The sequence below is a fragment of the Viridibacillus soli genome (genome assembly GCF_016612995.1).
GTDB lineage: Bacteria > Bacillota > Bacilli > Bacillales_A > Planococcaceae > Viridibacillus > Viridibacillus soli.
The window spans coordinates 1-11,965 of sequence record NZ_JAEOAH010000050.1 but is presented as its reverse complement, the minus strand read 5'-3'; the positions used below and the strand labels follow the sequence as shown (position 1 = coordinate 11,965).

Genomic DNA, 11,965 nt, shown 5'->3' with positions numbered 1-11,965 from the left:
ATATGATGAAAACTAGACAAAATATGACGGATGTCTACAGGTAATAGTCTAAAAGTTCTAGATGGTGTGATTAAGAAAGCAAAAACTAATATCTTGTTAGTACATGGAGACACGACAACTACGTTTGTAGTAGTTTAGCTGAATTGAAAACAACCGTTTCAGATACATATGAAAATGAGTTATTGAAGAAAGTTGATGATGACCGCGTTGTGTTGTTAACTGACCATTTTCGAGAAAATTTAGGTGAACCAATGTATCATATTTTCAAAGCTATTTAAAGCTTAGTTGAAGAATATGATGATATTCAGGTGGTTTATCCAATTCATTTTAATCCAGCATCTCGTGAAATAATCTCTGGCGAGATTATGAATGATGATTCCCATATTCATTTGATTGAGCCTCTTGGTGTGATTGATTTTCATAACTTTGCATCTCGTTAATATTTTAATGGATTCTGGAGGTGTACAAGAGGAAGCTTCATCTTTAATGCGGCACACGAGTTGTTAACAGGTGATGTAAAATATCATGAAATGCTGAAGGTTTTGAACCCGACGGTGATGGACATGCTTCAGAAAATATTGTGTTTAATCTTTTGAAAAGCTTTGAATAGAAACGAAACTAAGCCTTATTTGAGAAATTACCTGTTGCGAAAATTATTTTTATAAATTTAGATATTGATTATAGTGATAACTGTATATGTTAAATAATATGAGATTATATATGCCGTTCTAATATCAACTTCAACTTCTGGACTGCAGAGGTTATTTTTAAATATGAAGGTGTAAGGTTAGCTATCAATATACATCTTGTATCTTAAATTGGTGTGTTAAGCAGAGGAGGAATTGACAATGACCATTCTTGTAATCGGAGGGACCGGATATATCGGTAGCCATACGATTGTAGAGTTATTGAATCGTGGTGAGGAATGTATTATTTTAGATAATCTATCTAATTCACAAATGGATGTTATTGATAGTATTCAAAAGATTACTTCACGAAAAGTTTTCTTTATTGAAGGGGATGTTATGAATGAAGCATGTCTCAAAAATATCTTTTACGAGCACGATGTTGATGCAGTGATTTATCTTGTTGATGTACAGTCTACTCAGCAATCCTATGAAGCTAATCTTAAAGGCGCAATCAATATATTAAGGGCTATGAAGAAAGTTAATGTAAAGCGTTTCATATATGGATCTACTGCAAAAGTCTACCACAATGATGCGGAGATGTCTGCTACGGAGGATTCATCACTAAGCGCGATTAACCCTTATGTACGTTCTAAGCTGCTGATTGAAGACATGTTGAGAGATCTGGCGTCTGAGGATCCTTCATGGTCTATAATAATTTTGCGCTATTTCAATCCAATTGGAGCACACCCTTCAGGATTAATTAGAGAAGTTCCAAATGGAATTCCAAACAAATTAATGCCCAATATTACGCAGGTTGCTACAGATCAAAGCACACAACTAAATGTGTTTGGCAATGATTATAATACGGTTGATGGGACAGGCGTCCGTGATTATATTCATGTTTGTGATTTGGCGGAAGGGCATGCACAAGCTATTTCATATTTAATTAAAAATAAGGGTTGTCATGAATTTAATTTAGGTACTGGCAAAGGTACTTCTGTGTTAGAATTAGTAGCTGCTTTTGAAAAAGCTAACGGTATCCCAAACTATTCATAGAGAAGATTCTTATCCAAAAATAAACCACGAAATGAAAAGGATTTTGAAATCCGAGCTCATTTCGTGGTTTTGCTTTTCAATCTTCACATTGATTCCGACAGATGAAGAGAAAATTTAAAATGATTAAGTATCTAGTCGAAAAATGGGCAGACTACTCTCTTGTATCTATCCGAAATTTTAAAATAGGAATTTAGTCTTCTGCTTTTATTGTATTTGGACTCGCAGTTGTTGGATATTCTGTAATGTTTGCCAAAAGACCTCTTTGTATAAACAACTACTACATAATTTGAAGGTAATGTAACGAGCAGAACGCGTCACTTTTCCTGCAATTTTGATGAGTTGACCGCGGATTGTTTCCATCGTTTGATTGCGCACTTTTTTGGGTAAACATATTCTCTGAAACCAATTATGAAAGTTATAGGCCAACACCGCCATTTGGAAAACGCTGCGATTACTTTACTGGAAAGCCAAAAGAACGATTGAGGATATGTGCAAAGACTCATGGCGCTGCGAGCAACAGCGTCATAAAGAATTTCAAATGGTATGATTAGTTAGCATTTTTATGTTTAAGACTTTTGGGAAATATACAGAGTAAAATAATTATAGATATTGATAATTAATTTTGGATCTTCACCAAAACACGTTCTTGACCCGATTTAATACTGAATCATTTCTTTATTGCACTCGATTAAAATGCGCTGTCTGTAGCACTACGGATTACGTGTAAAGTAATGTCGACGTTGCAACGCTTTGATTTTATTGTTTTTTCCTTCGGCTGCGGCGTTCGTAAAGCGTAGTTGATGATTAGAGCCTGATGAAATCTCAGACATGTACAAATCACGCTGTGCAATTGAGCTGTTTTTCAAATGGATCAAGCAGCATCTCAACATTAAAAAGTTCTATGGTCAAAGCAAGAACGCGATTTACAACCAAGTGTTCATTGCCCTCATTGTATTTTGCTTGAATGTTTTAGCTCAAATTGAAACCAATAGTAAACGAAAAATCCTGCAAATCAGAAGATATTTAAGGGCTTCTTTATTGAAACCAGCCTACATCTGGCTTCGAAAAATCGAAGGAAAAGCTGTTTCATAAAACGCAAACTGTCGTTGTCGCACACGTATAATTGTGAATAAAAACCAAATGGATGGAGTCACCTTTATTGAATTGTTTCCTTCTTTGTATATTCAAAACTAGTGATGTTTAGTCTGTGTAAAATTACTTGTAATGCTTTTTGGTTGTAATAATACAACCTCTGAAAGTACTGAGATAGAATTGAGTCCTGAACAGCAAAAGCAAATTCGTGATAAAATGGCAAAAAAATTGAATAATCTTGATCGAGAAGTCTAAGTTGCATTGAAAAAAGACGGAGACTTTCCAGAGGGAGAATATAGTCAATTTAAAAATCAATTTCGTCCTATTATTTAGACAATTATAAATTTAATCTAGAAGAATTGAAACGGCACTTAACCAATTAGATTATCTAACAATTCTTTCTGTTCTTTTGATATTATTTCAGATTCTCCTAATCGATACATCAATCCGGCGTAATCATTACTAGAGGCAGCAGCTTAGATTGATGGTTCCTTTGCTCGCGGCAGAGATGCGCTTGAATTCTGGATTTCAACTCTTGTATGCTGAAAGGCATGCCGATATAGTCATCTCCGCCGATAGCGATTCCTCCAATACAATCCGCTTCTTCGGAACGTGCGGTTAAGGACAAAATAGGGCATGTTACCTTATTCCGTATGATTTGACACACTTCGAGCCCATCCAGATAAGGCATCATAAGATCAAGAATAATCAGATTGGGTTTTTCTCCAAGTTTATTGAATACTTCCTTGCCGTCATAAGCAACACGAACTTCGAAACCTTCATCCCGCAGCGCATCTCGCATAAACTCTACGATTTCCTTCTCATCGCCGGCAATCAATATTTTTTCTCTCCTCTCGCCTGTCTACTTTCTAGTCTTGCCGTCTATAAAATTCATTTTCCCTGATGGCATGCTAAAAATCCCCCTGGAGTGACATATACAGTTGATTGCTGTACGTGTCCACTTCAAGGGGAGCGATTAAACTTGCGGGTGTAGTCCTTACTTTATATAGCTAAGCCGATGTACGGTCCGAACTCAGCTGAACAGGTTTTCCCACAAAGCGAATCGATTGCCGTAAAAAATAGATTTTCTTTCTATTGGTCCCTCATCGTGTTACTTGAAAGAGGAGGTTCCAACGCGGCTTTGGGACTCAAACAATTAAGTTCTATATCGTTAGAACTTCGTAGTCGGCTCCTTCACTTTATCAAAGACGATAATGCCGTCATACTGTTCTTTAGGAACAAACCTCATTGACATCGGTCTAATAATCTCGGATGTCATTCCGTCCTCGGCAGCATAAATTGGCTTGAACATCCAAGCGTTATTTTTATTCGACGATTTGTGCTTGGATAGATCGGCGAATGCAACCTTATAGCCGCTCTGCATGATCAGATGTTCTAAGCTTCCCTTTGGCATAGGCTTGATATTAAAGAGCTTCTGAGTAAAGATCGTACTTGCTTTTCCGCTATTCATATACAGACCCAACACATATGCCTTATTTTTTAGCTTTTTGTGAAGCAGTTCTCCCATGCTCGTGAAACTGTTTATCCATTTTCCTGTTCTTTCGTAGCGATTTTGGAAGTATTCTTCGCAAGATGGTCGTTATGCGCCCATAAAATCACTTTTTTACCTGGGTATATCACTTTTATTAACCACTCCACGTTGTCAGCCATAATACGATCTCTGAATTCATAACCTTCCTTAGTACTGTACATCATCATTTCGATAAACTTGATGCGATCTTCCAGCGTTTTCACAGCGATATCAACCATATGAGGATTTTTTGGATATGCCGCCGCGAGCTGTTCTTTGTTATTTTTTATGAACTGGATCAATGCCTTGTATTTCGGTACGTATTCATCTTTTACTTTCTTAATTTCTTTCTTAGCCTCGGGATTATTATCGTTTTCCATGCCATATTTGTTGAAGGCCGTATATAAATCGGCTATCCCTTGCATTTCAAATTGGATATAATTCTGCCCCTGATCTTTATCTACCTTGGAAATCCAATTCCCGATAAATTGCGTTAAATACCCCGACGTAAACTGCATATCATAGCCCGCAAGGTACAAGGGCTTGTCCGACTCACGCTGCTTCTTAATATAATCGAACAAACCAAGTGTCTCTTTGGAATGCCATATCGGAAAAATAGAGCGCTCCATCATTTCTTTAGAAGTCAAAGAACTGGCATTTTCATAAGCGGCGAAGGAATCGCCAAGCCCCGACTCAAAAGCAATAACATCAAAACCAAGCTCTTCATGCAGATATTTGATCAGCCTTGTTTTGATACTGCTGTATTCTGCGACGCGATGGAAGTTCTCACCGAGGCTAACGACGGTTTTATCCTTCAGTATAGGTTTTAGAAACGCTAAATCCTTGTAATCCTCCGACGTTAGAGATTTAATTTCTCGAATGTTCTTCTTCAGTTCTGTGTTCTTCTGCGAGGTCGCAGAGACATTTAACGGCGACAGTAATAGAGAAATTGCCAGCCCCACTGCCATAACGCTTGTAAATAATTTGGTTGCATTCATTGATCGTTCTCCTCCTTCTAAAACATTGAATAGTTGTCTTATAATGCTCAACCATCGTAACAAGAACTTCTAAGGAATTTATAAAGATAAGAAAAAATGACCTCTTCGTCCATTTTTTTATTACTCAAAATGGACGAAGAACGGCGACAGTTACAAAAAGAATTGGATGAAATGAAGGGCAAATAAACTGGATATCATTTTGGAAGAATAGGAAGGGGGACAATGTTCATAGTATAAGAGCTTCATAATGCAAATCTGATTCATGCGGTATATACTTTAAAATAAGGTTATTATTGTAATTTTAATAAGGTATTTTCTATTTGCATTTAGGCTGTGTTTAAGAAGACGAATGTTGATTTTTTTTTTATGAGCTAACAGGGTGAGTTTTTTAGTACTTTTATCAAATGTGTGATATATGGCTTGATGTATGCTACTACAAAGAATCATGGTATCTCTCTATCAATTGCAGATGGTGTACCTGCACTCATTGATATCTTTTTACAGGGGATCAGAAGAATAACTCCTTAAATGTCATAATCTGTTGGGGCTTAACAGTGTGGTAACCTGGGATTTTGGACTGGTAGTTAATAGTCATTGAGAACGAATAAACGAAGTATGTCGAAGGGGGATCAATGATGTTGAAAATTGCAAAGGATGCAGGTATTTATGCTGTATTCTGCTTTGTTTTAATAATTTCATATAAACTTATTTTTCGTTTTAAAGACATTGCAGATATTTTTGAGAGAGGACTTGAGATGGGGATAGCAGTTTTTCTGGGCTTTTTACTTCTATTATATATAATTATTTTTATAATATTAGTAATGAAAAAAGAAATTACATAGTCAAAGAATCTCAAAAGTAATCAAAATGATTGAGATAAGACGTGTAAGGGTTTTATTAGTTGGTTCAATCGGTACCAGTCACGTTAGTTTAAACAATTGGTACAATTCAGCCCCTGATTCCTACGAATCAGGGGCTTTTTCTTGCTCTTTAAGACATGAATATTCAGATAAGTAACAAACAAGCCACTTTCCGCAACAAACGAAAAGAGTTCGGCAACAATCACAAAATTGATCCAAGTTGTAAAAATAATCCAAATTAAAATACCATTGGAAAGTAAGAAACGTATAAATTGATCAAATAGTTATGAAGTGTTTATATTTCTAGCACTTACTTCAAGACTATTGTAAATGTAGAAAAAAAGTGAAACATAAAGAAAATCCTCTAATAGTTTCATAATATCCGAGTATGCTAATAGGTATTTTGTTTTTTAAATATTACATATATTTACTTGTTTCACAAAAATAGTTTTAAATATAAAGCAAGTGATAATGTGTTATATAGGACAATATAATTATAATTTAGAATATTCAGAATTCGACAATTTTCGCTATTTACTAGCTAAATTTGTAATGGTACATTTTGGATACCTAATAAAATGTAAAATTATTGGGGTTTAAATTTATAAGAGAGGAGAGTAGTTTTATTATTTCACTATTTGAAAAAGGGGAGAAGCGAATGAAGAAAATTCGAAGATTTAGAAAGAGTGTAGTAATTGGTTTGGTTTCTCTATTAACGGTTTCTAATGTTGCTTTTGGCACTAATATTACAAAAGCTGAAACGAGTGAAATCGACAAGTTAGTTAAAATCCAAAAACCCGACAAAAAAATTGAAGATGTCTCTTATGATTATAAGGATAGTGATATTGTAAGGGTAATCGTTGAGTTAGAAGGAGACCCAGCTATCAACTACTCTACTAAAAGGGGTATAAGATATAAAGATTTAGAGACAGAGAAGAAAACAGAATTGCAAAAAGTTGTGAAGGAAGAGCATTCTGAATTCATCTCGGATGTAAAAGAAGAAAAAATTGAATTTGAAGTGGAAAATACCTTCACTACTGTTGTTAATGGAGTCAGTGGAGAAATTGAATTTAGTCAGATCGAGGAGCTTGAAAAGCTACCGAATGTTGAAGCGGTGAGCATCGTAAATGAATATAAAAGACCAACTGAAAAACCTACCATGCTCTCGAGTAAAGATATGGTTGAAGCAATTCAAACTTGGAATGCTGGTTATGATGGGAAAGGCATGGTTGTAGGTATTATTGATACAGGAATTGACTATGAACATAAAGATATGCAATTACAGGATGATAACAAACATAAATTAACTAAAACAAAAGTGAATGGCCTAGTTCAAGCAGGTAAACTTCCTGGGCAATTTTATAATGTTAAGGTCCCTTACGGCTATAACTATGCCGATAAAAACAGTGAAATTCTAGATCTTGGTCCTGATGCCTCAATGCATGGTATGCATGTAGGAGGTACTGTAGGAGCAAACGGCGATGAAAATGGAAATGGTATTAAAGGGATAGCACCAATGGCTCAGTTATTGGCACTTAAAGTGTTCGGTAATGACCCAGCGATGCCATCAACATTTGGAGATATTTATATCAAAGCTATTGATGATGGAATTATTCTTGGTGCAGATGTCTTGAATATGAGTTTAGGCTCAACAGCAGGCTTTGCTGATTCAAATAGTCTAGAACAAAAAGCCGTTGAAAGAGCAGTAGAGAATGGTGTATTAATGTCCATTTCTGCCGGTAATTCAAGTCAGTTTGGAGCTAATTATACAGAAAATCCCTTAGCAACAAATCCTGATATTGGACTTGTTGGAGCTCCTAGTCTTGCACCTAGTTCAATATCGGTTGCATCTCTTGAGAATGACAAGCTTACTTTGGATCAGATGTCACTGAAAATTGGTTCTGAAACTCTTCCAATTGCTTATAAAAAGCAATCTTCCCCATTGCCTCTTGAAGTATTTGGCAAAGGTGTTGGAAAAGATGTTATCTACGTTGGTGATGGCGGTCAAGCTCAATATACTGGTAAAAATGTAAAAGGGAAAGTGGTATTCGCAGTCAGATCAGCTGCAAATCCTAATTATGGAGAAATTCAACTACAAGCTGAAAAAGCAGGTGCAGCAGGTGTCATTATTAGAGGAACCGCAGCACATGGTGATTATGTCAGTATGGCATTAAATAATCCAACTATTCCATTCGTTACTTTAAGTGTAGCAGATGGTACTAATTTGGAAACAAAACTTAAAGCAGCAGGTGGAGTCGGTAAGGTGGAGTTTAGTGGGAAAATGACTACAGTCATCAATGGCTCTGCTGGAAAAATGTCGAACTTTAGTTCTTGGGGCGTCGCACCGGGCCTTGAGATGAAACCTGAGATTACAGCCCCAGGAGGACAAATTTACTCGACACTCAATAATGACCAGCATGGTGTCATGAGTGGTACATCGATGGCTGCTCCTCATGTAGCAGGTGGTGCAGCACTAGTCCTGGAAAAGGTTCAAGAATTGTTCCCAAGTTTAAAAGGTGCAGATAAAGTAAAACGCGCGAAAACAATTCTTATGAATACAGCTAAAATTGTTACTGATCCAGCGACTAGTGGTATTGCTTACTCACCACGTCTACAAGGTGCTGGAATAATGCAATTGAATGCAGCTGTCACAACTCCGGTATATGTTGAAGCGAAGGATACAAAAGAAGGTAAAATTGAACTGAAGGAAATTGGCAAGGACAAGTTCAGCATGACTGTTACGGCTACAAACTTTAGCGATGAAAAAGTTACTTATAATGTAGACGCCTCTGTTTTAACTGATGCGACTTCAGGTTCAGAAGAAACAGCAAGCAATGCTTTAAAGGAACAAGTTATTAAAGACGCAGTAGTAACGATTGATACGCCGCAGGTTACATTATTTGCTGGGAAATCTAAAGATATTACTGTTGAAGTAGATCTTAGTAAGGCTAATACAGCATTAGAAAACATTCAAAAGAACGGTTACTTCGTTGAAGGATTTATCACGCTTACAAATAAATCACAGGACATAGTATTCCCGGACTTATCTGTTCCTTACCTAGGCTTTAAAGGCGATTGGAATAAGCCACCAGTATTAGATCAAATGATCTTTGACACTGGTTCTTATTATAAAAAATCAGGAATGTTAGATGGAGAAGGTTATTATCTTGGATACAATCCATTTACTAAAAAATATAGTAAAAGTTTAATTGCTATTTCTCCAAATGGAGATGGCAAAAATGAAGCGGTAGCTCCAGTTCTGTCTTTCTTGCGGAATAGTAAAACGGTTGAATACGCTATTACTGATGAAACTGGTAAAATATTACGAAAGCTTCGAACTGATAAAGAACAGCGCAAAAATTATCACAATGGTAAATCAGCTGGCTCTATCTATTCTTATAAACCAAACTATACAGAATGGGATGGAAAACTGAGTAACAAAGTGGCTGCTGATGGAACATATTATTATCAAGTAAAAACACAGGTCGATTTTGGCGGTAAAGAACAACAAGTAACTAAAATTCCTGTCATTGTTGATAACACAGCACCGGTTGTTTCAAAACTATCTTTCAGCAAAAAAACGGGTACTCTTTCTTTCAATGCTACTGATAAAGGTAGTGGATTACAATATATTGAAGTTTATGTAAATGGTAAACTCTCAGGTTCAGTAAATCCTGGTACAAGCAGTGAATTTAAATTAAACGTAGGGAAAATTGAGGGTGAAGGGAAAATCAAAGTTGTAGCATATGACTATGCGAATAATCATAGTGGACAAGATATATCAGGTCCTGGAGATAACACAATTCCATTTATCATATCTGACACACCAGAAGCACAAGGTGTTTATGATACTCGTGAAGTACCTTTCTCTGGCTATGTAACAGATGCATCTCAAGTAGATTACTTGAAAATCAAGGGCGATAAATTAAACCCTACATCACAAGATATAAAATTAAAGTATAACGAAGTAACAAAACAATATGAGTTTGCAACACATATTACATTCACAGAAGATGGTGTCCATGATATTTATATCGAAGGTGCAGATAAAGTTGGAAATAAAATTGAATTTAGACGACAAGTAATTATAGATACGCAGGCACCTACACTATCTGTAAGCAATCTTCCAGATAATAACTTTGTTTCTACTAGTGGTGAAGGACCAATTAAAGTACCAGAAAGTAAAGACCCTATCGATGCTACAGAAAATAAAGACGTAATTGATGCCCCAGAAAGTAAAGACGTAATTGATGCTACTGAAAATAAAGATCCTAAAAAGGCTGCTGATGATAAAGGGCCAGTTGATACTACTGATAGTAAAGATCCTATCGATACTCCCGATAGTAAAGAGCCAATTGAAGTTCCAGAAAGTAAAGACACAAAAGAAACGGATGAAAATAAGGATCCTAAAAAGGCTACTGACGGTAAAGACCCTATTGTCACAGTATCAATAGCAGATAACTTTGATGACTTACGTTTGTTAGTCAATGGCAGTGAAGAATTTACCAAATCATTCGACCAACCATATGAAATGAGATCTTTCACTAAAGATATACAAATTCCATTAGAATTAAAAGATGGTAAAAATGAATTTGTCTTCGAGGTTAAAGACCTTGGTGGTCATGTGACTAAGAAAACGATTGCTATTTACAAAGGTGATAATGTAAAAGCACCGTATGTAAAATCATTAGAGCTTTCAAATGGTGGTGGCAATGTAACAGTTGAAAATCCTGCGCACATTATTGCAGAGGCTTCGGAATCAATCGTTTGGGAAGCAAAAGTTATCGATTCAGAAGGGAAAGTAACGGATCTTGAACCTTTTGAAGGAGAAACGTATGAAGGTACATTTACACCTGATATTCTGGCTGAAAGCGGTAGTTATAAATTATCAATTGGTGCTGCTGGTAGTACTGATAGTGAGAGGATTGAGACTGAATTTACCGTTTCAAATTATCCTGCAAGCCTTGAATCTGTTTTAACAACCGATTCAAAAGGTGAAAAAACGTCTGCCTTTACATCAGATAGTAGTGTCAGCATAAAAGCAAGCCTAAAAAACCAAGGAAACAGCAGTTTAAAACCTACAGTTGCCTTCCAAGTAAAAGATGAAGAGGGAGCAGTTGTTTACTTTAAAGAAGTGGATTCTACGACAGTTAATAGCAAAGCAAAAAATCGTTTTGTAGTAGATGTGCCACTAGAAACATTTGAAAAAGGAAAGTACACTGTGGAAGTGTTTGTATGGGATAACGATGACATCCCTATTCCACTAGCAGAATCGAGCAACATCGGATCATTTACGGTCAATTAATTCAAAAGAAAGAGAGGGGGGCAATAGTTGCCTCCCACCCTCTTATCTACCAATATGGGAGTGAATGTTTTGAAAAAAAGCCTAATTACTAGCTTAATAGCTACTTTCTTATTTTTAAATGCAATACTTCCGGCTTCAGCAGCTAGTATTGTAAAGATTACTGTCAGTACTGATGCCGAACAATATACTTCTGGAAATGTGATAAATGTTTCAGGAACGGTATTAAAGGACGAGAAAGCAGGGAAGGGAACTTCTCCGATGCTGCAAGTGAAAAAAGATAATACAATCGTTGAATCTTACCAATGGAAAGATTCTGAAATCGGCGCAAATGGTGAAATTTCTAAAACCATAAATCCTAAGAAATACGAAAGTGGATATTATACGATTCAACTTTCTGCAAAGGGTACAGACCTTACTTCCGTATCTGTTGAAGTGGTTTCTACAATAAATAAACCAGATCCGAGCAAACCAGATCCGAGCAAACCAGATCCGAG

Annotated in this window: 8 protein-coding genes and 2 pseudogenes; 6 read left to right on the top strand and 4 right to left on the bottom strand. The window is 36.2% G+C overall.

The features are described 5' to 3' along the window. Positions 1-143 precede the first annotated feature (143 nt). Together JFL43_RS23125 and galE are read left to right on the top strand one after the other, a co-directional pair. The gene (locus JFL43_RS23125) at positions 144-278 is read left to right on the top strand and encodes a hypothetical protein (protein WP_267907828.1); all 135 of its coding nucleotides are present in this window, start codon (positions 144-146) and stop codon (positions 276-278) included. A gap of 570 nt (positions 279-848) precedes the next feature. After that, positions 849-1,685: a UDP-glucose 4-epimerase GalE gene (gene galE / locus JFL43_RS20235; protein WP_200750421.1), complete on the top strand. Its 837-nt coding sequence runs from the start codon at positions 849-851 to the stop codon at positions 1,683-1,685. Between the two features lie 204 nt (positions 1,686-1,889). Here galE and JFL43_RS23580 read toward each other — a convergent pair. Beyond that, a pseudogene (locus tag JFL43_RS23580) lies at positions 1,890-2,126 on the bottom strand (transposase); the annotation flags it as partial. A gap of 378 nt (positions 2,127-2,504) precedes the next feature. Between JFL43_RS23580 and JFL43_RS20225 the strand changes: the two are divergent. After that, a pseudogene (locus JFL43_RS20225) lies at positions 2,505-2,777 on the top strand (transposase); the annotation flags it as partial. Positions 2,778-3,219: 442 nt separating this feature from the next. Here JFL43_RS20225 and JFL43_RS20220 read toward each other — a convergent pair. From JFL43_RS20220 to JFL43_RS20215, 3 genes are all read right to left on the bottom strand, one after another. Beyond that, complete coding sequence (locus JFL43_RS20220) at positions 3,220-3,615, bottom strand: response regulator transcription factor (RefSeq protein ID WP_234447927.1); 396 nt, start codon at positions 3,613-3,615, stop codon at positions 3,220-3,222. 333 nt (positions 3,616-3,948) lie between these two features. After that, positions 3,949-4,305 carry an erythromycin esterase family protein gene (locus tag JFL43_RS23120; RefSeq protein WP_267907827.1) on the bottom strand — a complete coding sequence of 119 codons (357 nt, stop codon included), beginning with the start codon at positions 4,303-4,305 and terminating at the stop codon, positions 3,949-3,951. 14 nt (positions 4,306-4,319) lie between these two features. Next, positions 4,320-5,306, bottom strand: coding sequence for an erythromycin esterase family protein (locus JFL43_RS20215; protein WP_267907826.1), 987 nt, complete (start codon positions 5,304-5,306; stop codon positions 4,320-4,322). 635 nt (positions 5,307-5,941) lie between these two features. Between JFL43_RS20215 and JFL43_RS20210 the strand changes: the two genes are divergently transcribed. The 3 genes from JFL43_RS20210 to JFL43_RS20200 form a co-directional block, all read left to right on the top strand. After that, entirely contained in the window at positions 5,942-6,148 is a 207-nt protein-coding gene (locus JFL43_RS20210) for a hypothetical protein (RefSeq protein ID WP_200750419.1), read from the top strand. Positions 6,149-6,824: 676 nt separating this feature from the next. Then, entirely contained in the window at positions 6,825-11,471 is a 4,647-nt protein-coding gene (locus JFL43_RS20205; RefSeq protein ID WP_200750418.1) for a S8 family serine peptidase, read from the top strand. A gap of 69 nt (positions 11,472-11,540) precedes the next feature. Beyond that, a partial coding sequence (locus tag JFL43_RS20200; protein WP_200750417.1) for a hypothetical protein occupies positions 11,541-11,965 on the top strand: 425 nt, incomplete at its 3' end.